Here is a 21,120-nt window from a genome sequence, read left to right on the forward strand (position 1 = left end):
CATGCGGGGACGCGCCCTTTGGCCCCGACGAATGTGTCCGCATTCCGCCCGGCATGGGCGAGCACGCCGGCTCCCACCGATGAGTCCTCTGCAACAGCCCTGTTTATGAGTACGAGGGGTGAGGAAAGCGGGTGCGGTGGAGAAGGTGAGTCCGCCTCCGGGAGGGCGCGGCCTCCTTTCGTGTGTCCAAGGGTTGTTCGCGCTCGCCCATTGCTGCGCGCAGCCAGTCGAGCGGGGCCTGCGCCAGAAGCTGATCCGCGAGCTGCCGGCCGGACTTGGTGACAATCCGGGCCCGGCTGTTGTCCACCCACCACTGCGCCGCCTCGTACCCCCGGCCCTTGTACTCCAGGCCCTGCAACCTGAACTCCAGCTTGTCCGCGTCCCGGGCGCAGATGGCCTCTGGGATCTCGTGTGCCTCGCACTCGGCGACCACGGGCACGGACCGCCGTCCGCGGGACCTCGGGCATGCCGGCCGTCCGGTCCGCCGTCACCGCCACGGGATCACCCGGGGCCGCGTACTTCTTCCCCAGGTGGTTCACGTCGCCCGTGCGCGTCTCCTGCGAGTCTTGCCACACCGCCAGGTGCGCGGCCCTCGCGGCGTGGGCGCCCTACAGGGTGGCGATGACCGAGGCGATGACGGACGTGCGCCATGCGTGCTCGGCGACGCTCTCGGGGTCACGAACGCCCGCCGTCCACCAGCCCGTTCGGCGGGCCGCCTTCAACGTGGCTGCCTCCCGCAGGAAGTGGGCTACGTCCGCCAGGTCCTGGTCACCCATGGGTGTCCCCTTGCACGCCTCGGCGAGGCGGATCGCGTACCGGATGCCCTCCAGCTCCCGCCGAGCCTGCGGCGAAAGCCCGGAGTCATCCCACATCATCGGTGGGCGTTCGCGCAGGGCCCGCCGGGCTGCCGACTGCGCGCGCAGCAAGTCGGTGCCGTCCGGTGAACGCCACCCAGGGACAGACGGACTGCCTCGCGCCCGGCACGGCGAGCATGCGAGCCGCAGCCCCTGGTTCCTCGACCAGCGCGCGCTGCCGCGCCACGAAAGCCTCAAGCTGTGGTCCACAGACCTCAGCACGTTCCTGGAACACCTGGCTTCCGAGATCCAGCAGCTCGCCGCGAGCCTGCCCGTGAGCGACGTGCCCGGCCGGCTCGCCATTGCCGGTGTCGGCGAGGCTCGCCGACGCCTCGACGAACCGGAAGCCGCGGGCCTGCACGGTGAGACAGAGCGCGTGAAACGGCCGGCCCGATCCGTGCCGGCCCTGTGCGATCACCGCGCCGCCCTCACCGGAGCGCGTATGTGCCTTGCCTGCGACCAGCCTCTCGATGACGGCCGGCCGACGCAGCCCTATGAGCAAGTCAGCCCGTCCGGTGGCGCCCAGGTGTCCGGGCGTAGCCATGCCGCGTGCTCGAGCGCGGGCCGCCCCCGCCGCTGACGGCGCGCACCGCACCGAAGACCCCGCCTCGGCAGCTCGCCGAGGAGGAGCGGAGGATCGACCACGTTCGAGGGAGGTACTGCCCCGTCTCCCGTGACCAGCAGATGATCCCTTTGACGGCCGGGCTGGATCCGTGCCCGCTGCCCCACGGTGAGGACGAATCGGGTAGCTGGTGGTCTGTCTGATCACCCCGCCCGTCCTCGCACCCGTGAGCGCAAGGGGGCGGGCGGCACTCCGGCGCCCTCGACCGGGACACAGCAACCGGTCGGGGGCCGCCCCACGTCATGATCGTCTGCACTTCGGCTGAGCGTCGGCTGAGCTGACGATCTCCTGAGACGGGAAAAGCCCCTCCGCCTTCGAGGGGCTGACGCGCTTCCGCAGGTCGCATCGTTTCTGCACAGATGGCGCTTGGTGGGGCGGGTGGGACTCGAACCCACGGCCGACGGATTATGAGTCCGCTGCTCTAACCGGCTGAGCTACCGCCCCATAGCGGCGTGTCGCGTACAAGTGTGCGCGCCGTCTGCCGCAGCATAGCCGCTCATACGATCTCCTGCTTCGTATGGTCGACTTCGCATGCCCTGAAGGACTCCGCCCCGACCTGCACGGTTCCCGGCGGACGGGCCGAACATGAAAAAGGACCCCGACGGGGTCCTCGTTCAGCATGCTCCCCCGACTGGACTCGAACCAGTAACCTGCCGGTTAACAGCCGGCTGCTCTGCCAATTGAGCTACGGAGGACCGAGCTCCCCGGACTGGACTCGAACCAGTAACCTGCCGGTTAACAGCCGGCTGCTCTGCCAATTGAGCTACCGAGGAAGGTCTCGTGTGCATCGAACGCACCTACCTGGGTATTCGCCAGGGGGCGTGCGCTCGCTGCGACACATACATTAGCGCAAGCAGGGGGGTGCTCCGCCAATCGGTTCCCCTCGGCGCCGACGCCGCACCAGGGACCTAGACAAAAGGGAAGGGTGGCCGCCATGCGCTACCGGCTCACGTTCGTCGTCGGACTCGCCGTCGGGTACGTGCTCGGCACACGGGCCGGACGCGAGCGCTACGAGCAGCTGAAGAAGACGGCCCGGGAGATCTCCCAGAACCCCGCCGTCCGCAACACCGCCGAATCGGCCGCCCAGCAGGGCCGCCACTTCGCGGGCAAGGCCTACCACACGGTCAGCGACAAGGTCTCCGACCGAGTCCCCGCCTCCGTGGCCGACCGGGTCCGCTCCCTGCGCGAACGCAGCGCCCACAACGGAGGCGCGGAAGACGACTGGGGCACCAGCAACACTTAGCGGCACTTCTGGACGCCGGTGACCGCCATGCGCCGAGGGGCGCGGGGAACTGCGCGAACAGCCACGACGGACCCGCGCCCGGGAGCGGCCCCGCACCCCGACGGCGCCCGCGGCCCAAGCAAGCGCAGCGCTACGGCACAATTTGGGCCATGGGGATAGTCGCCGGGCTGGACAGTTCGCCCGATTTCACGCGCATCGTCGTATGCGACACGGACACAGGAGCCGTGCTGAGGCAGGGGTACGCCCCGCATCCGGTGGAGTCGCCGGAAGGCGGCGGCACCCGTCCCTCCGACGTCGACCCGCAGGCCTGGCTGCTCTCCCTCGGGGAGGCGGCCGGCGGCGGGCTCCTCGAAGGTGTGCAGGCCATCGGCGTGTCGGCGCAGCAGAACGCGGTGGTCCCGCTCGACTCGCAGGGCAACACCGTGCGCCCGGCGCTGGTCGGCGGCGACAAGCGGGCGCAGGTCGCGGCGGCCGATCTGATCGACGCGCTGGGCGGCCGTGAGGCGTGGGCGCAGGCCGTGGGGTGTGTGCCGCAGGCCGCGCGGCCGGTGACCAAGCTGCGCTGGCTGGCGAAGACCGAGCCGGAGAACGCCCTGCGCGCGGCCGTCCTCATGCAGGCGCACGACTGGCTGGTGTGGCAGCTCCTGGGCCGTCCGGTGCGCAGGACCACGGACCGGGGCGGGGCCTCGGGCACGGGCTACTGGTCCGCGGCCACCGGTACCTACCGTTCCGATCTCGTGGAGCTGGCGCTCGGCCATCAGGCCATGCTGCCCGAGGTGATCGGTCCTGCGGAGGCGGCCGGTACGACCCCGGAAGGGCTGCTGATCTCCGCGGGGACCGGCGAGACCATGGCCGCCGCCTTCGGGCTCGGCATCGGGCTGGGCGACGCCGTGGTGTCACTCGGTGCCTCCGGGTCGGTGATGGCCGTCCACCCCGAGGCCCTCGTCGACAGCAGCGGGATGATCACCTCCCTGGCCGACGCGACCGGCATGCACCTCCCGGTCGTCACCACCCTCAACGCCGTACGCACCCTGCGCGGCACCGCCGAACTTCTCGGTGTGTCCGATCTCCAGAGCCTGTCCGACCTGGCGATGAAGTCGACGCCGGGTTCCCACGGCCTGGTGCTGCTGCCCTATCTGGAGGGGGAGCGGACGCCGAATCTGCCGCACACCGCGGGCTCGCTGGCGGGGCTCAGGCGGGAGTCGATGAAGCCGGAGCATCTGGCGCGGGCCGCGTTCGAGGGCATGCTGTGCGGGCTCGCGGACGCGCTGGACGTGCTGCGCGGCCGGGGTGTGGAGGTGCGGCGGATCTTCCTGCTCGGGGCGGCTGCCGAACTGCCCGCGGTGCAGGCCGCGGCCCCCGCGCTGTTCGGGGCGCAGGTCGTCGTACCGCAGCCCGCGGACTACGCGGCGATCGGGGCCGCGCGGCAGGCGGCATGGGCGCTCGGTGTGTCGCAGGGCACACTCGACCCGCGTACCCCGCCGGTCTGGCAGGGCGCCGCCGCGCAGGTGCTGGACCCGGGTGAGGAGCTGGCGGTGGGTCAGGCGGTCCGGCAGCAGTTCGTCTCGGTGCGGGAGCAGACACACCCCGGGGCGTTCCGGTCGTAGCGGCGAGGGGGCTTCCTGGGCAGCGAAAGGTAAGAGACAGGTAGGAAGGGGACCCGGAAGGCCGTATGAAGCCGCGCCGACGGCTTAATCGGTTGAGGTAACACGGGTGGAGTGTTCGACGATAGGGGCCAGGGGCAACCAAACGCCCCGTCGCCGATCCCGCCCACTCCGAGAGAAGCAGCGTGCTCATACGACTTCTGCGGACCCACCTCAGGCCCTACCGACAACCCATCGCCTGGCTGGTGCTGCTCCAGTTCCTCCAGACCTGCGCCACCCTGTACCTGCCCACGCTGAACGCGGACATCATCGACAAGGGCGTCGTCAACGGCGACACCGGCTACATCCTGTCCTACGGCGCCCTGATGGTCGGCATCTCACTGGCGCAGGTCGTGTGCAACATCGGTGCCGTCTACTACGGCGCCCGCACGGCCGCGGCACTCGGCCGGGACGTACGGGCGGCCGTCTTCGACCGGGTGCAGTCGTTTTCGGCGCGTGAGGTCGGGCATTTCGGCGCGCCCTCGCTGATCACCCGTACGACCAATGACGTGCAGCAGGTCCAGATGCTGGCCCTGATGACGTTCACCCTGATGGTCTCGGCGCCGATCATGTGCGTGGGCGGCATCGTGCTGGCCCTCGGCCTCGATGTGCCGCTGTCCGCTGTGCTGGTCGCCGTGGTGCCCGTGCTCGGCATCAGCGTGACCTTGATCGTGCGGCGGCTGCGCCCGCTGTTCAGGACCATGCAGAAGCGGCTGGACACGGTGAACCGGGTGCTGCGCGAGCAGATCACCGGCAACCGGGTGATCCGGGCGTTCGTGCGCGACGAGTACGAGCAGCAGCGGTTCCGGAAGGCCAACACCGAGCTCACCGACATGGCGATGGGCACCGGCCGGCTGCTCGCGCTGATGTTCCCGATCGTCATGACGGTGGTGAACCTGTCGTCGATCGCGGTGGTGTGGTTCGGCGCCCACCGCATCGACAGCGGCGGGATGCAGATCGGCGATCTGACGGCGTTCCTCGCCTATCTGATGCAGATCGTGATGTCCGTGATGATGGCCACCTTCATGTTCATGATGGTGCCGCGCGCGGAGGTGTGCGCCGAGCGCATCCAGGAGGTCCTGGACACCTCCTCCAGCGTGGTGCCGCCGGTGGCGCCGGTGCGTGAGCTGCGCCGGCACGGTCAGCTGGAGATGCGGGGCGCGGGCTTCCGCTATCCGGGTGCCGAGGAACCGGTGCTGAAGGCGGTCGACCTGGTGGCGCTGCCGGGCGAGACGACGGCCGTGATCGGCTCGACGGGCAGCGGGAAGTCGACCCTGCTGGGGCTCGTGCCCCGGCTGTTCGACGCGACGGACGGCCGGGTGCTGGTGGACGGCGAGGACGTGGCGAGCATCGATCCGCAGGTCCTGGCCCGGACCGTCGGGCTGGTGCCGCAGAAGCCGTACCTGTTCGCGGGGACCGTGGCGACGAACCTGCGCTACGGCAATCCGGACGCGACGGACGAGGAGCTGTGGCACGCGCTGGAGGTGGCGCAGGCCAAGGAGTTCGTGGAGCGGCTGGAGGGCGGGCTGGACGCGCCCGTCGCGCAGGGCGGCACGAATGTCTCCGGTGGTCAGCGGCAGCGACTGGCGATCGCGCGGACCCTGGTCCAGCGCCCGGAGATCTATCTGTTCGACGACTCCTTCTCCGCTCTCGACTACGCCACGGACGCGGCTCTGCGGACGGCTCTGGGACGGGAGACCGCCGAGGCGACCGTTGTGATCGTCGCGCAGCGCGTGGCGACGATCCGGGACGCCGACCGGATCGTGGTGCTCGACGAGGGGCGGGTGGTCGGCACCGGCCGGCATCACGAGCTGATGGCGGACAACGAGACGTACCGGGAGATCGTGCTCTCCCAGCTGACGGAAGCGGAGGCTGCCTGATGGCCGGGCCCATGGGACGGATGATGGCCGGCGGCGGTCCCGATCAGCGCTCGCTGGACTTCAAGGTGTCGGGCCGGCGACTGGTCGCCCGGTTCGGGCCCGAGCGGCTCACCATCTACGCGCTGCTGCTCTGCGTGGTCGTCAGCGTGGGTCTGTCGGTCGCCGGGCCGAAGATCCTCGGCGAGGCCACCGACCTGGTCTTCGCGGGCATCGTCGGGCGGCAGTTCGACTCCGGGATGTCCAAGGAGCAGGTTCTCGCGGCCATGCGCGAGCGCGGCGACGGCCAGGTGGCCGACATGCTCCGCAGCACCGACTTCACCCCGGGCCAGGGCATCGACTTCACGGCCGTCGGACATGTCCTGCTGTTCGCGCTGGGGGTGTTCCTCGTCGCCGGTCTGCTGATGGCGGTGGCGACGCGGCTGGTGAACCGGGCCGTGAACCGGACGATGTTCCGGATGCGCGAGGACGTCCAGACGAAGCTGTCGCGGCTGCCGCTGTCGTACTTCGACAAGCGGCAGCGCGGTGAGGTGCTGTCGCGGGCGACGAACGACATCGACAACATCGGGCAGACGCTCCAGCAGTCGATGGGCCAGCTGATCAACTCGGTGCTCACCATCATCGGGGTGCTGGCGATGATGTTCTGGGTGTCGTGGCTGCTGGCGCTGGTCGCGCTGGTGACGGTGCCGCTGTCGTTCTACGTCGCCACGCGCGTGGGCAAGCGGTCGCAGCCGCACTTCGTGCAGCAGTGGCGCTCCACCGGCAAGCTCAACGCGCATGTCGAGGAGATGTACACCGGGCACACCCTGGTGAAGGTGTTCGGGCGGCAGGAGGAGTCGGCGAAGCAGTTCGCCGAGCAGAACGAGGCGCTGTACGAGGCGGGCTTCCGGGCGCAGTTCAACAGCGGTGTGATGCAGCCGCTGATGCTGTTCGTGTCCAACATCAACTACGTGCTGGTCGCGGTGGTCGGCGGTCTGCGGGTGGCGTCCGGCTCGCTGTCGATCGGTGACGTGCAGGCGTTCATCCAGTACTCGCGGCAGTTCTCGATGCCGCTGACGCAGGTCGCGTCGATGGCGAACCTCGTGCAGTCGGGTGTCGCCTCGGCCGAGCGGATCTTCGAGCTCCTCGACGCGGAGGAGCAGGAGGCCGACCCGGTGCCGGGGGTGCGGCCGGAGGAGCTGCGGGGCCGGGTGGCGCTGGAGGGGGTGTCCTTCCGGTACGACCCCGAGAAGCCGCTGATCGAGCAGCTGTCGCTGACGGTGGAACCGGGGCACACGGTGGCGATCGTCGGGCCGACGGGGGCGGGGAAGACGACCCTCGTCAATCTGCTGATGCGGTTCTACGAGGTCTCGTCCGGGCGGATCACGCTCGACGGCGTCGACATCTCCCGTATGTCGCGGGACGAACTGCGGGCCGGGATCGGGATGGTGCTCCAGGACACCTGGCTGTTCGGCGGCACGATCGCCGAGAACATCGCGTACGGGGCGTCCCGGGAGGTCACCCGGGGCGAGATCGAGGAGGCCGCGCGGGCCGCGCACGCCGACCGGTTCATCCGTACGCTGCCCGACGGGTACGACACGGTGATCGACGACGAGGGGTCGGGGGTCAGCGCGGGTGAGAAGCAGCTGATCACGATCGCGCGGGCGTTTCTGTCCGACCCCGTGATCCTGGTGCTGGACGAGGCGACCTCGTCCGTCGACACCCGCACCGAGGTGCTGATCCAGAAGGCGATGGCCAAGCTCGCGCACGGGCGCACGTCGTTCGTCATCGCCCACCGGCTGTCGACGATCCGGGACGCGGACACCATCCTCGTCATGGAGAACGGCTCGATCGTGGAACAGGGCGCGCACGGCGAGCTGTTGGCGGCGGACGGGGCGTACGCGCGGCTGTACAAGGCGCAGTTCGCGCAGGCGGTGGCGGAGGTGGACTGAGTCCGCGTCCGGGGGTGCCACGTGGTGTCGCGGGCCGGCTGCGGGTCCGTCGTGGCTGGTCGCGCAGTTCCCCGCGCCCCTGAAGGGGCGCGGCGCGGCTGCGCGACCGACCCCCACCGGCCCGCGGACGGCGTCAGTCCAGATAGCCCCGCAGTTGATCCGCGAACGCATGGTCCCGGAGCTTGTTGAGGGTCTTCGACTCGATCTGGCGGATGCGTTCCCGCGTCACGCCGAAGATGCGGCCGATCTCCTCCAGCGTGCGGGGGCGGCCGTCCGCGAGGCCGTAGCGGAGTTGGACGACCTTGCGTTCGCGTTCGCCCAGAGTCGACAGCACCGCTTCCAGATGCTCCTTGAGCAGCAGGAACGCCGCCGACTCGACGGGACTCGTCGCGTCGCCGTCCTCGATGAGGTCGCCGAGGGCGACGTCGTCCTCCTCGCCCACGGGGGCGTGCAGGGACACCGGTTCCTGCGCCAGCCGCAGGACCTCGCTGACCCGCTCGGGAGCGAGGTCGAGGTGGGCGGCCACCTCTTCCGGCGTGGGTTCGTAGCCGCGTTCCTGGAGCATGCGGCGCTGGACGCGGACGACCCGGTTGATCAGCTCGACCACGTGGACCGGCACCCGGATGGTGCGGGCCTGGTCGGCGAGGGCGCGGGACATGGCCTGGCGGATCCACCAGGTGGCGTACGTGGAGAACTTGTAGCCGCGGGCGTAGTCGAACTTCTCCACGGCGCGGATGAGGCCGAGGTTGCCCTCCTGGACCAGGTCGAGCATGGTCAGGCCGCGGCCGACGTACCGTTTGGCGACGGAGACCACGAGCCGCAGGTTGGCCTCGATGAGGCGGCGCTTGGCCATGCGGCCCATGACGACGAGGCGGTCCAGGTCGAGGGCGAGCCGGCTCTCCAGGTCGGGGGTGCGCTTCAGTTTCTCCTCGGCGAACAGGCCGGCCTCGACACGGCGGGCGAGTTCGACCTCCTCGGCCGCGGTGAGCAGGGGGATGCGGCCGATCTCCCGCAGATACTGGCGGAACAGGTCGGAGGAGGGGCCGCTGGTGTCGGCGCGGACCCGGGCCGGCAGGGGTGCTTCCACGGGTTCGGCGGCTTCGGCGTCCAGCGCTTCGGCGGGCGGCTCGGGCGCCTCGGACGGGGCCTGCGGCTCCGTCCCCGTCTCCGGGTGGTGCGCGACACGGCTCTGCGGAGGCACCGCGACGAGAACGTCGGTCTCCGCGGCCCGGTCCGTGCCGTCCGTACTGTCGGTCTGGATGAGGGTCTGGGTCTGCACGGGGGCGACCTCCAGGATGATCGCTGCCGAGTCGTACGGCAGCGCTGCTTCGAGGGCGGAGTCGGCGGCCTCGCCGCTGTCCGTCCCGTACGCGATGAGCGGAACCGCGGGGGTGTGGGACCCGTGGGGGACGGATCGGCCGCGCTCCGAGGACTCAGGCACCGCAACCCAGTGTGGAGTACGACACATCGCCGCCACGAGGGGCGTGCGGTGACTTTTTGAGTCCGGTCCGTGACTGCGTGGTGACCCTGCCGAGGCAGTCGCTCAGAGGGCGCCGGCTCCGCGCTCGCGTAGTGCCTGGTCGTACTGCTGGAGGACCCACAGTTCGTTCTGCACGGCGGCCAGTTGGGCGCGGTCGCCGCCCGCGCCGAGGCGGGTCAGCTGGCTCTGGATGTCACGGATGCGGCGCTCGACGGCGCGGCGGCGGACGGTGACGAGTTGTTCGCCGGCGTAGTTCTCGTCGACCGTCCTGCGCAGGATCGCCTCGACGGCCAGCTCCGTGACCATCGCGCGGACCTGGTCGTCGGGGGCCGCCTCGCGGACCCGGACCAGATACTCCGGCGGGTCCTGGATGCCGTACTCCGCGCCGCCCGCGTCCATGATCGCCTGGCGTACGGCGGCGTAGGGCGCGGCGGTGAACTCGTCGACGCCGTACGCGTCGAAGGCCGGGGAGACCAACTCGGGGCGCTGGAGGGCCAGTTTGAGAAGTTCGCGTTCGGTCGCGTAGACCGGGTTGCGCAGCGTCAGGGCCGGGCCGGAGGGGCGGGAGACGGGGGCGGAGTCGTACGGCTGCTGCGGGCCCCGGGCGGCCGGTGCCGGTCCCCTGCCGCCCCGGTCCCGGGCCCAACGCGCCAGCTGGGCCACCCGCTTGACCACGAACTGGGTGTCCAGGATGCCGAGCATGCCCGCGAGCTGGACGGCGACCTCGTGCTGGGCGCCGCTGTTCTTGATGCGGGCGACGATCGGGGCGGCCTCGTCCAGGGCGGCGGCGCGGCCCGCCGGGGTGTCCAGGTCGTAGCGGACGACGATCTGGCGCAGGGCGAACTCGAAGAGCGGGGTGCGTGGCTCGACCAGGTCCGCGACCGCGTCGTCGCCCTTGGCGAGGCGCAGTTCGCAGGGGTCCATACCGTCCGGTGCGATCGCGATGTACGTCTCCGCCGCGAACTTCTGGTCGTCCTCGAAGGCGCGCAGGGCCGCCTTCTGGCCGGCCGCGTCGCCGTCGAAGGTGAAGATCACGCGGGCCGAGCCGTTGTCCATCAGCAGCCTGCGCAGGATCTTGATGTGGTCGCCGCCGAAGGCGGTGCCGCAGGTCGCGATGGCGGTCGTGACGCCGGCCAGGTGGCAGGCCATCACGTCCGTGTAGCCCTCGACCACCACCGCGCGGCTCGCCTTCGCGATGTCCTTCTTCGCGAGGTCGATGCCGTACAAAACGTGGGACTTCTTGTAGATCGCCGTCTCGGGGGTGTTGAGGTACTTGGGGCCGTTGTCGGCCTCGTACAGTTTGCGGGCGCCGAAGCCGACGACGTCGCCGCCGATGTCGCGGATCGGCCACATCAGACGGCCCCGGAAGCGGTCGATGGGGCCGCGGCGGCCCTCCTGGGACAGTCCGGAGAGGATCAGCTCCTTGTCGGTGAAGCCCTTGCCGCGCAGATAGCGGGTGAGGTGGTCCCAGCCCTGGGGGCTGTAGCCGACGCAGAAGTGCTGTGCGGCTGCCTGGTCGAAGCCGCGCTCGGCGAGGAACTGACGGCCGGTGTCGGCCTCCGGGCTGGTGGCGAGCTGTTCCATGTACCAGTCGGCGGCGATCTTGTGGGCCTCGACCAGGCGGATCCGCTCGCCGCGCTGGTGGGCCGGGTTGTACCCGCCCTCCTCGTAGCGCAGGGTGATGCCGGCCTGGGCGGCGAGCCGCTCGACCGCCTCGGAGAAGGAGAGGTGGTCGACCTTCATCACGAACGTGATGGTGTCGCCGCCCTCCTGGCAGCCGAAGCAGTGGAAGAGCCCCTTGCTCGGGCTGACCTGGAAGGACGGCGACTTCTCGTCGTGGAAGGGGCACAGCCCCTTGAGGTTCCCGCCGCCCGCGTTGCGCAGCTGGAGGTACTCGGACACCACGGCGTCGATCGGGACCGCGTCCCGTACCGCCTTCACGTCCTCGTCGTTGATCCGTCCTGCCACGTGGTGATTCTACGGGGGCGGACTGACACCTACGGTGCGAGGCTTTCGAGCGGAATGTGTGGGTCCGCCAGGGTCTCCGTGTTCACCTGTGCCTTCGAGCGGATCAGCTGCTGAATGGGGTCCGTGACGTCCCACACGTTCACGTTCATCCCGGCCAGCACCCGGCCGTCCTTCACCCAGAAGGCGATGAACTCCCGCTTGCCGGCGTCCCCGCGGATCACCACCTCGTCGTACGACCCCGGGGGCGCCCAGCCGGAGTACTCCATGCCCAGGTCGTACTGGTCGGAGAAGAAGTAGGGCACCCGGTCGTAGGTGACGTCCTGCCCGAGCATCGCCCGGGCCGCGGCCGGTCCGCCGTTCAGCGCGTTGGCCCAGTGCTCCACGCGCAGCCGGGTGTCGAACAGGGCGTGCGGGAAGGAGGCCACGTCGCCGGCGGCGTAGATGTCGGGGTCGGAGGTGCGCAGCTGTTCGTCCACCACCACGCCGCGCCCGTGCGCGCGGTCGGCGATCTCCAGACCCGCCGCCTCCGCGAGACCGATCCGCGGGGCGGCGCCGATCGCCGCGAGGACGTCGTGCGCCGGGTGCTCCTCGCCGTCGTCGGTGCGCGCGGCCAGCACCATGCCGTCCTGGCCGACGATCTCCGTCAGCCGCCGGCCGAAGTGGAACCGCACGCCGTGCTCCCGGTGCAGCTCGGCGAAGAGCGCGCCCAGCTCGGGGCCGAGCACGCCGTGCAGCGCGGTGGCCTCCGGTTCGACGACGGTGACCTCGGCGCCGTACTCCCGGGCCGCCGCCGCCACCTCCAGGCCGATCCAGCCGGCGCCGGCGATCACGATGTGGCCGTTGTCCCGGCCGAGGGAGGCGAGGACGCCCTTGAGGCGCTCCGCGTGCGCGATCCGGCGCAGATGGTGCACGCCGGCCAGGTCGGTGCCCGGAATGTCCAGGCGACGCGGCTCGGCACCGGTGGCCAGCAGGAGCTTGTCGTAGTGGGCGAGGGTGCCGTCCTCGCCGAAGCGCACCGTCTTCGCCTCACGGTCGATCGCGTCGACGGTCTGGCCGAGGTGCAGCTCGATGTCGTTGCGGGCGTACCAGGCGGGCTCGTGCACGAAGACGCTGTCGCGCTCCTCCTTGCCGAGGAGGTAGCCCTTGGACAGCGGTGGCCGCTCGTACGGGTGGTCGCGCTCGTCGCAGATCAGTATCACCCGCCCGGTGAAGCCCTCCGTTCGGAGCGTCTCGGCCGCCTTCGCGCCGGCGAGTCCGCCTCCGACGATGACGAATGTCTGATCCGCGTCGACCACTTGGTGCCTCCTCGTAAGGGTGTCGCCACATGCGAGCGTCCCGCACGCAGCGTGATGCGGGAAGAGGGGGTGACCCGATCAGGCCACGCAGGGTCACTTTCGAGTGCCCGTTCGCCCCGGGTGCCTCATCTGTCGCAGGCGGGTGAAGGATCCCGCCGCCGCCGGGAGTTGCCGGCCCCTCAGCCGCGCCCGGTGAACCGCGCGTGCAGCGAGCGGGCCGAGGCGTCCGTCAGGGAGGCGATCTGGTCGACGATCACCCGCTTGCGGGCCCGCTCGTCCCCGGCCCGCTCGAACAGGGTGCGGAACTGCGGATCCAGCCCGTCGGGCGCGCGGGCGGTGAGCGCCTCGGCGAGTTCGGCGATGACGATCCGCTGGTCGGCGCGGAGCCGCTCCTGCTCGGCGCGCTGCATGACGTACCGGTCGGCGACGGCCTTGAGGACCGCGCACTCCAGCCGGGTCTCGTGCGGTACGACGAGTTCGGCGTCGTAGCGGGTGAGCCGCCCGGCGCCGTACGCCGCGCGGGTGGCGCTCTCCGCGGCCAGGCAGAAACGGCCGATGAGCTGGCTGGTGGCGTCCTTGAGGCGGGCCTGGGCGACGGCCGAGCCGTCGTAGCCGTGCGGCCACCACTGCTGGTCCTGGAGCCGGTCGAGGGCGGCGGCCAGCTCGTGCGGGTCGGTGTCCTCCGGCACATACCGGCCGACGGCGACGGCGAAGACGCCCTGGCGTTCCGGCTCGGCGTGCAGGCAGTTGGGGTCGATGTGGCCGGCGTGCAGGCCGTCCTCGACGTCGTGCACGGAGTACGCCACGTCGTCGGACCAGTCCATGACCTGGGCCTCGAAGGTGGTGCGGGTGCCGGGAGCGTCCTTGCGGAGCCAGTCGAAGACGGGGCGGTCGTCCTCGTAGACACCGAACTTCGGGGACTCGGGGTCGGACGGGTGGGCGCCGCGGGGCCAGGGGTACTTGGTGGCGGCGTCGAGGGTGGCTCGGGTGAGGTTGAGGCCGACGGAGCCCTCGGGGGTGAACCGCTTGGGTTCGATGCGGGTGAGCAGGCGCAGCGACTGGGCGTTGCCCTCGAAGCCGCCGCAGTCCTCGGCGAACTCGTTCAGCGCGACTTCGCCGTTGTGGCCGAACGGGGGGTGGCCGAGGTCGTGGGAGAGGCAGGCGGCCTCCACCAGGTCGGGGTCGCAGCCGAGGGCCGCGCCGAGCTCTCGCCCCACCTGTGCGCACTCCAGGGAGTGGGTGAGGCGGGTGCGGGGGCTCGGGTCCCAGGCGTGGGAGTGGGTTCCCGGGGTGACCACCTGGGTCTTGCCGGCGAGCCTGCGCAGGGCGGCGGAGTGCAGTACGCGGGCGCGGTCTCGTTGGAAGGCCGTGCGGCCTGGGCGTTTGTCGGGTTCGGGGGCCCAGCGTTCGACTGCTGACTCGTCGTAGTACATGCACCGACAGTAAGGGCAGACACTGACAGACGGAGGGCTGTGTCGCGCCAGGCCTTCCGGGTGGGTGCCGTCCCCGGCGTCCTAGGCGGACGCCAGTTCCGGTGCTGTCGTGACCGGCGTGTTCAGCATCTGGTCGTAGCGGGTCAGCAGCAGGCGTGCCATCGCGGGGTGGGTGCCCAGGGGGGCCGACGCGATCCACGGGGCCGCCGCCGCGCACTCCGTCGCGAAACGGCCCGGGGCCGTGAAGTAGGAGGCGATGGCCACCCTGGTGCGGCCTCGGGAGGAGAGGGCGCGGACGGCGTCGGGGACGGTCGGAGCCGTCGTCGTCGCGTAGGCCGGGACGACCGGGACGCCCAGGCGGTCGGCGAGGAGGCGTGCCGTGTGGGAGGTGTCGAGTTGCGACTCGGGGTCCCGGGAGCCGGCCGCGGCCAGGACGACAGCGGTGCGGCGGCGGGTGGGCTCGTCCGTACGGGTGCTCCAGCCGGCCTCGACGAGGCGGGCGTGCAGTGCCTCCACCAGCAGGGGGTGCGGGCCGAGCGCGGGGGCGACGCGGGCGCGGACGCCGGACGCGGCGGCCGTCCCGGGGATGTCCCGCTTGACGTGGTAGCCGCGGCTGAGCAGGAGCGGGACGAGGACGGCCTCGCCGGTGCCGAGGTCGGCGAGGGTGTCGGTGAGCAGGGGCTCGTTCAGCTCGATGTGACCGAGGTGGACGGGCAGGCCCGGGCGCAGGGCGCGGACCTGGTCGAGAAGCGCGCGCACGGTGCTCAGGGCACGCGGGTCGCGGCTGCCGTGGGCCACGACGACGAGCGCGGGCGGTGCGGGGCGCCGCCTGCCGTCGGGCGAGACGAGGCGGAGCCGGCTGATGAGCTGACTGCTGATCCGGTTCATGAGGTGCGCCGTACTGTCGAGGTGGGCCGTCGTGGACTCGTGGTGGGGAGTGTTCGACGCCGTCATGGATCGATGGTGAGGGCGGGACGTTGCAGCTCCGTTTCACGGGAATGACGGGTTCTTACACCGGGTTCACCGCATCGCCCCCGACCGGTGTGAGCGCGCGTGACCTGCGGTTTCGCGAGATGGAGTGAACCTGGTCACGTCGGCTGCGATGAACCGCGCGGGGCGGCCGGACGTCCCTGACTGTCGAGGACGGGCCGTGAGCCGAACGGGGAGGGACCATCCGATGCGCCTACCGAAGCCGCGCCGGCCGAGACTGCCGCGCACCCGCACCGGGCAGCGCCGGCTGGTGCAGGCCGTGATGCTGGGGTGCGTGCTGGCACTGCTTCCGGCCACCTGGATGCACCTCGTGACCGGGGACCGGCTGCGTACCGAGGCCGACGTGCCGCGCACCGAGGTGGCCGTGGTCTTCGGCGCCGGGCTGTGGGGCGGCGAGCCGTCCCCCTACCTCGCCCACCGGCTGGACGCGGCGGCCGATCTGTACCGCGCCGGCCGTATCGAGGTCGTCCTCGTCACCGGCGACAACAGCCGCCAGGACTACGACGAGCCCGACGCCATGCGCGCCTACCTGACCAGGCACGGCGTGCCCGACTCCCGCATCGTCAGCGACTACGCCGGTTTCGACACCTGGGACTCCTGCGTCCGGGCCAAGAAGATCTTCGGCGTGGACGAGGCGGTGCTGATCAGCCAGGGCTTCCACATCCGGCGGGCGGTGGCGCTGTGCCAGGAGGCGGGGGTGGCGTCGTACGGCGTCGGCGTCGACGCCAAGCACGACGCGACCTGGTACTACGGCGGCACCCGGGAGATCTTCGCGGCCGGCAAGGCGGCCCTGGACGCCCTCTTCGAGCCGGACCCCCGCTTCCTCGGGCCGCGGGAGAGCGGGGTGACGAACGCGCTGGCCGCGAAGCGGTGAGCCCGTGAAGGAGCCCGAGAAGGAGCCTTCTCGGCACCCCGGGGCTGCCGGTCCGGCCTCCTCGGGTCCGTGTCCTCGGGTCCGTGTCCTCGGGTCCGGTGTCTTCGGGTCCGGCGTCCCCGGGATCGCCGTACCGGTACGCCTCACCGCGGCCCTCCGGCGGCGGGGAGGTCACCGTCCCGGCCGCGTAACAGGGGGCCGCCGCGGGCGTAACACGCCCGAAGCACGCTGGACGGTATGCCGAACTCCGCGACGCCCACGCACTGCCCGTACTGCGCCCTGCAGTGCGGGATGAACCTCACGCCCTTGCAGGACGGGGGTGTCGCGGTGGTCGAGCGCCCGGACTTCCCGGTGAACAAGGGGGCGCTGTGCGGCAAGGGCCGTACGGCGCCGGCGGTGCTGGCCGCGGGCGCCCGGCTGACCTCCCCGCTGGTGCGGTCGGGCGGGGCGCTCGTGCCGGCCGGCTGGGACGAGGCGCTGGACCGGGTCGCCGAGGGCCTTCGCCGCACCCGTGCGGAACACGGCCCGGACGCGTGCGGGGTCTTCGGCGGGGGCGGTCTGACCAACGAGAAGGCGTACAGCCTCGGCAAGTTCGCGAGGATCGTGCTCGGCACCTCGCAGATCGACTACAACGGCCGTTTTTGCATGTCGTCGGCGGCGGCGGCCGGGATGAAGGCGTTCGGCCTGGACCGGGGGCTGCCGTTCCCGCTGGAGGACATCCCGCGGACGGGCTGTGTGATCCTCGTGGGCTCCAACCCGGCCGAGACCATGCCGCCCTCCCTGCGCTACTTCACCGAGCTGCGCGAGAACGGCGGCACGCTGATCGTCGTCGACCCGCGCCGCACGAAGACCGCCGAGCACGCCGATCTGCACCTCGCGCCCCGCCCCGGCACCGACCTCGCGCTGGCCCTCGGCCTGCTGCACCTGGTCGTCGCGGAGGGGCGGGTGGACGAGGAGTACGTCCAGGAGCGCACGGCCGGCTGGGAGGAGGCGCGGGCCGCCGCGATGGCGCACTGGCCGGAGTACGTGGAGCGGATCACGGGGGTGTCCGTCCCCGAACTCCGGGAGGCCGTACGGCTGTTCTGCGAGCCGGAGCACGCGATGGTGCTGACCGCGCGCGGACCCGAGCAGCAGTCCAAGGGCACGGACACGGTGGGCGCGTGGATCAACCTGTGCCTGGCGACCGGGCGGGCGGGCCGGCCGCTGTCCGGCTACGGCTGCCTCACCGGGCAGGGCAACGGACAGGGCGGACGCGAACACGGCCAGAAGGCCGACCAGCTGCCCGGCTACCGCAAGCTGGACGACCCGTCGGCGCGACGCCATGTCGCCGAGGTGTGGGGCGTGGACCCGGACAGCCTGCCGGGGCCGGGGCGCAGTGCGTACGAGTTGCTGGACGCGCTCGGCACGGACATCAGGTCGCTGCTGCTGATGGGTTCCAATCCCGTGGTGTCGGCACCGCGTGCCGCGCACATCGAGGAGCGCATCAAGTCCCTCGACTTCCTCGCCGTGTGCGATGTCGTGCTGTCGGAGACGGCCGCGCTCGCGGACGTGGTGCTGCCGGTCACCCAGTGGGCGGAGGAGACGGGCACGACGACCAGTCTGGAGGGCCGAGTGCTGCTGCGGCGGCGTGCGATCACCCCGCCGGACGGGGTGCGCAGCGATCTGGAGGTCATGCACGAGCTCGCGGCCCGGCTGGGCGGCGAGCGGAATCTGGAGAAGGGGTTCCCGACCGATCCCGAGGAGGTCTTCGAGGAGCTGCGGCGGGCCAGCGCGGGCGGAGCGGCGGACTACTCGGGGATCTCGTACCGCAGACTGGCGGAGGAGAACGGGGTGTTCTGGCCGTGCCCCGCGCCCGACGGCGGTGGACCGGGCCTGCGGGACGACGGTGAGGACGCCTCGCTGGACGCGGTCGCCCGGGCCGACGACGACCCCGCACAGGACGGCGAGGCCATCGCCCCGGTGCACCCCGGCACGCCCCGTCTCTTCCTCGACCGGTTCGCCACGCCGGACGGACGGGCGAGGTTCGCCGCCGTCTCGCACCGGGCGATCGCCGAGGAACCCGACGACGAGTACCCGGTGCTCCTGACGACCGGCCGGGTCGTGGCGCAGTACCAGTCCGGCGCCCAGACCCGGCGCGTCGACGAGCTGAACACCGCCGCGCCGGGCCCGTTCGTGGAGCTGCACCCACGGCTGGCGGCGCGGCTCGGGGCGGCCGAGGGCGACCCGGTGGCCGTGGTCTCACGCCGGGGCCGCGCGGTCGCCCCCGCCCGCATCACGACCGGCATCCGCCCCGACACCGTCTTCATGCCGTTCCACTGGCCGGGCGAGGGACGCGCCAACACCCTGACCAACCCGGCGCTGGACCCGACGTCTCGGATGCCGGAGTTCAAGGCGTGCGCGGTGCGTGTGGAGGCGGTGAAGGCGTAGCCGGCGGGCGGCTCATGGCTGACGGGCGGCTCGTGGCCGGCGGGCGGTTCAACCGGCCCGTGTCGCCCAGTCACCGCCGTCCAGAAGCGTGCCGCGGGCGCGCAGCCGGGCGGCGACGGAGGGGGCGGCGACATACACCCACGCCCGTACGGCCGTTGCGTCGGCGGTGCGGATCACCTCGCGGGCGATGCGCTCGTAGAGGTTGCGCGCGTCGCCCGGGGCGTACTCCTCCAGCCGGTCGAGGGCGGCGAGCAGCGCGGGGTACTCCTCGGGGCGGGCGGTGACGAGTTCGCCCCGGACGGTGCCCGCGGCGCCCGGTTCGTCGACGGCGTACGGGTAGCCCGGGCCGTCGTACAGGTGTGCCCCGACGAGTCGTGCCGGTTCCTCGGCGAGCGTGCGCCCGCGCAGAAAGCGGTCGTGGTTCGGCTCACCTGGGCGAAGGGTGCCGTAGACGAAGAACGGGAGTCGGGGAGAGAGGGTCACAGAAAGGATTCTCTCCTCTCACACACCTGCACGTATTCACCCTGGCCAGGGCATGTGAACGGCCCCTTGAATCTTGGGCAACTCCGCGCCGCACAGTTCAAGGAGACCGATGAGCCGAATACGGCTGCACGCCCGAGGTTCCCGACTCGCCACGGCGGGCCTCGCCATCGCCGCGACCGCCACCCTGCTGACCACCACGCTCTCCCCCACCGCCGGCGCGGAGGAGCGGCCGACCAGGGCCACCGCGCTCGAGAACGCGGCGTCCGTGCTCGACGACCGCGCGGAGAGCCTCGGCCTGACGGCCGCGCAGGACACCGCCGTGCGGGACGTGATCGTGGACGACGACGGCACCCAGCATGTGCGATACGACCGCACCTACCGTCAACTCCCCGTGCTCGGCGGCGACTTCGTCGTCCACCTGGCGAAGGACGGCACCTATCGCGGCGCCTCCCGCGCCACGAAGCACACGATCTCCCTGGCGAGCGTGGCTCCGAAGCTGGCGGCACCGAAGGCCGCCGACCTCGCGGCGAGCGCGCTGCGTGCCGTGAACGTCGGCGAGACGCTGAAGCGGCTCACGTCCAGGCCCGAGCTGGTCGTCGACGCCCTGCACGGCGCCCCGAAGCTGGCCTGGCGCACGAACGCCGTCGCGCAGGACTCCCTCGGCAACCCGGTCGCCCGCACGGTGCTGACCGACGCCCGCACCGGCACCCAGATCGACGCGTGGGACAGCCTCGAATCGGCGGCGGGCGACGGGAAGTCGCTGTACGGCGGCACGGTCCCGCTGCGGACGACGAAGTCGGGGGCGGCGTACCAGCTGAAGGACGCGACACGCGGGGGCACCTACACGGGTGACGCCGAGAACGAGACGGACCTGTGTCTGCTCACCATCTGCCTCGAACGCGCCCCGGCGACGCTCTTCACGGACACCGACAACCACTGGGGCACCGGCAAGGCGGCCGACCGTGCCACGGCCGCGGTGGACGCGCAGTACGGCACGGACGTGACGTGGGACTACTACGAGGACGTGCACGGCCGCAAGGGCATCGCGGGCGACGGCAAGGGGTCGTACAACCGTGTGCACTACGGCAAGGACTACAACAACGCCTTCTGGGACGACCGTTGCTTCTGCATGACGTACGGCGACGGTGACGGCACCCAGCTCGGTCCGCTGGTGTCGCTGGACGTGGCCGGGCACGAGATGACGCACGGCGTGACGTCGAAGACGGCGGCGCTGACGTACTCGGGCGAGTCCGGCGGCCTCAACGAGGCGACGTCCGATGTCTTCGGCACGCTCGTGGAGTTCCACGCGGGCAACACCGCCGACCCGGGGGACTACCTGATCGGCGAGAAGGTCGTCCGGTCGGGCTTCCCGCGCAAGGCCCTGCGGTACATGGACAAGCCGTCGAGGGACGGCGTCTCGGTGGACTGCTGGAGTCCCACGGCCAAGGATCTCGACGTCCACTACTCGTCGGGCATAGGCAACCATTTCGCCTATCTGCTGGCCGAAGGCAGCGGGGCGAAGAACCTGAACGGGGTCGTCTACAACTCGCCCACCTGTGACGGGTCGTCCGTGCAGGGGATCGGCCGGGCCAAGCTGGGGAAGATCTGGTACCGGGCACTGACGGTCTACATGACGTCCTCGACGAACTATGCGGGGGCGCGGGCGGCGACGCTCAGTGCGGCCAAGGATCTGTACGGGGCGGGGAGCGCGGAGTACGGGGCCGTGGGGGCGGCTTGGAAGGCGGTGAAGGTGGGCGGCTGAGCCGACGGCGGGCGCGGGGGCCGGCGGGTGCGGCAGGCGAGGGGGTGCGGCAGGCAAGGGGGCGCTGCGGAGCCGGAAACCGGGTGGCCGGGTCGTCGCGGCGGCGGATACGCTCCGCTGCCGAACGCCCGCCGCCGGACGGCGGGCATCAGCCGTCACCCCCCCATTACCTTCTTGGTGGCCCCGCAATGGGGCGCCCGGCCTCCGGAGTTGGCATGACTTTCTCCCCCTGTCGATC

14 protein-coding genes, 3 tRNA genes and 1 pseudogene are annotated in these 21,120 nt (G+C 71.4%); 8 read left to right on the forward strand and 10 right to left on the reverse strand.

All coding sequences use genetic code 11. The features are described from left to right. Window positions 1-199: 199 nt before the first annotated feature. Window positions 200-776: pseudogene (locus tag ACHBTE_RS17755) on the reverse strand (HD domain-containing protein); the annotation flags it as partial. On the opposite strand from ACHBTE_RS17755, the gene ACHBTE_RS17760 reads away from it, so the two are divergent. After that, window positions 775-1,434 carry a DUF6415 family natural product biosynthesis protein gene (locus ACHBTE_RS17760; RefSeq protein WP_394724865.1) on the forward strand — a complete coding sequence of 220 codons (660 nt, stop codon included), beginning with the start codon at window positions 775-777 and terminating at the stop codon, window positions 1,432-1,434. The pseudogene ACHBTE_RS17755 and the gene ACHBTE_RS17760 overlap by 2 nt on opposite strands. A gap of 409 nt (window positions 1,435-1,843) precedes the next feature. On the opposite strand, the gene ACHBTE_RS17765 is transcribed toward ACHBTE_RS17760, so the two are convergent. The 3 genes from ACHBTE_RS17765 to ACHBTE_RS17775 all read right to left on the reverse strand — a co-directional run bounded on the left by ACHBTE_RS17765 (window position 1,844) and on the right by ACHBTE_RS17775 (window position 2,249). After that, window positions 1,844-1,920: transfer RNA gene (locus ACHBTE_RS17765), tRNA-Ile, on the reverse strand. A gap of 178 nt (window positions 1,921-2,098) precedes the next feature. Beyond that, window positions 2,099-2,171, reverse strand: a tRNA-Asn gene (locus ACHBTE_RS17770). Window positions 2,172-2,176: 5 nt separating this feature from the next. Then, a tRNA-Asn gene (locus ACHBTE_RS17775) sits at window positions 2,177-2,249 on the reverse strand. A 161-nt stretch (window positions 2,250-2,410) separates the two neighbouring features. On the opposite strand from ACHBTE_RS17775, the gene ACHBTE_RS17780 reads away from it, so the two are divergent. The 4 genes from ACHBTE_RS17780 (at window position 2,411) to ACHBTE_RS17795 (ending at window position 8,170) form a co-directional block, all read left to right on the forward strand. Continuing rightward, window positions 2,411-2,719 carry a YtxH domain-containing protein gene (locus ACHBTE_RS17780; protein WP_394724866.1) on the forward strand — a complete coding sequence of 103 codons (309 nt, stop codon included), beginning with the start codon at window positions 2,411-2,413 and terminating at the stop codon, window positions 2,717-2,719. Between the two features lie 149 nt (window positions 2,720-2,868). Beyond that, on the forward strand, window positions 2,869-4,326 hold the full coding sequence (locus ACHBTE_RS17785; RefSeq protein ID WP_394724867.1) for an FGGY-family carbohydrate kinase: 1,458 nt from the start codon (window positions 2,869-2,871) through the stop codon (window positions 4,324-4,326). Window positions 4,327-4,508: 182 nt separating this feature from the next. After that, entirely contained in the window at window positions 4,509-6,242 is a 1,734-nt protein-coding gene (locus ACHBTE_RS17790; protein WP_394724868.1) for an ABC transporter ATP-binding protein, read from the forward strand. Further along, window positions 6,242-8,170, forward strand: coding sequence for an ABC transporter ATP-binding protein (locus ACHBTE_RS17795; RefSeq protein WP_394724869.1), 1,929 nt, complete (start codon window positions 6,242-6,244; stop codon window positions 8,168-8,170). The genes ACHBTE_RS17790 and ACHBTE_RS17795 overlap by 1 nt, the downstream gene beginning before the upstream one ends. A 133-nt stretch (window positions 8,171-8,303) precedes the next feature. On the opposite strand, the gene ACHBTE_RS17800 is transcribed toward ACHBTE_RS17795, so the two are convergent. The 5 genes from ACHBTE_RS17800 to ACHBTE_RS17820 form a co-directional block, all read right to left on the reverse strand. Beyond that, window positions 8,304-9,611: an RNA polymerase sigma factor gene (locus tag ACHBTE_RS17800; RefSeq protein WP_394724870.1), complete on the reverse strand. Its 1,308-nt coding sequence runs from the start codon at window positions 9,609-9,611 to the stop codon at window positions 8,304-8,306. A 102-nt stretch (window positions 9,612-9,713) separates the two neighbouring features. Then, window positions 9,714-11,618 carry a DNA primase gene (gene dnaG / locus ACHBTE_RS17805; RefSeq protein ID WP_394724871.1) on the reverse strand — a complete coding sequence of 635 codons (1,905 nt, stop codon included), beginning with the start codon at window positions 11,616-11,618 and terminating at the stop codon, window positions 9,714-9,716. 29 nt (window positions 11,619-11,647) lie between these two features. Then, window positions 11,648-12,913 carry an NAD(P)/FAD-dependent oxidoreductase gene (locus tag ACHBTE_RS17810; RefSeq protein WP_394724872.1) on the reverse strand — a complete coding sequence of 422 codons (1,266 nt, stop codon included), beginning with the start codon at window positions 12,911-12,913 and terminating at the stop codon, window positions 11,648-11,650. 179 nt (window positions 12,914-13,092) lie between these two features. Further along, entirely contained in the window at window positions 13,093-14,346 is a 1,254-nt protein-coding gene (locus ACHBTE_RS17815; protein WP_394724873.1) for a deoxyguanosinetriphosphate triphosphohydrolase, read from the reverse strand. Between the two features lie 81 nt (window positions 14,347-14,427). Next, on the reverse strand, window positions 14,428-15,300 hold the full coding sequence (locus ACHBTE_RS17820) for a sirohydrochlorin chelatase (protein ID WP_394724874.1): 873 nt from the start codon (window positions 15,298-15,300) through the stop codon (window positions 14,428-14,430). 223 nt (window positions 15,301-15,523) lie between these two features. On the opposite strand from ACHBTE_RS17820, the gene ACHBTE_RS17825 reads away from it, so the two are divergent. Further along, on the forward strand, window positions 15,524-16,210 hold the full coding sequence (locus ACHBTE_RS17825) for a vancomycin high temperature exclusion protein (RefSeq protein ID WP_394724875.1): 687 nt from the start codon (window positions 15,524-15,526) through the stop codon (window positions 16,208-16,210). Between the two features lie 237 nt (window positions 16,211-16,447). Continuing rightward, window positions 16,448-18,637 carry a molybdopterin oxidoreductase family protein gene (locus tag ACHBTE_RS17830; protein WP_394724876.1) on the forward strand — a complete coding sequence of 730 codons (2,190 nt, stop codon included), beginning with the start codon at window positions 16,448-16,450 and terminating at the stop codon, window positions 18,635-18,637. A gap of 48 nt (window positions 18,638-18,685) precedes the next feature. On the opposite strand, the gene ACHBTE_RS17835 is transcribed toward ACHBTE_RS17830, so the two are convergent. Beyond that, entirely contained in the window at window positions 18,686-19,120 is a 435-nt protein-coding gene (locus tag ACHBTE_RS17835; RefSeq protein WP_394724877.1) for a gamma-glutamylcyclotransferase family protein, read from the reverse strand. Window positions 19,121-19,229: 109 nt separating this feature from the next. On the opposite strand from ACHBTE_RS17835, the gene ACHBTE_RS17840 reads away from it, so the two are divergent. Then, window positions 19,230-20,882 (forward strand): M4 family metallopeptidase, encoded by a 1,653-nt coding sequence (locus ACHBTE_RS17840; protein WP_394724878.1) that lies wholly within the window; start codon window positions 19,230-19,232, stop codon window positions 20,880-20,882. Window positions 20,883-21,120 lie beyond the last annotated feature (238 nt).

The organism is Streptomyces sp. M41 (assembly GCF_043673425.1).
Taxonomy (GTDB): Bacteria; Actinomycetota; Actinomycetes; order Streptomycetales; family Streptomycetaceae; genus Streptomyces.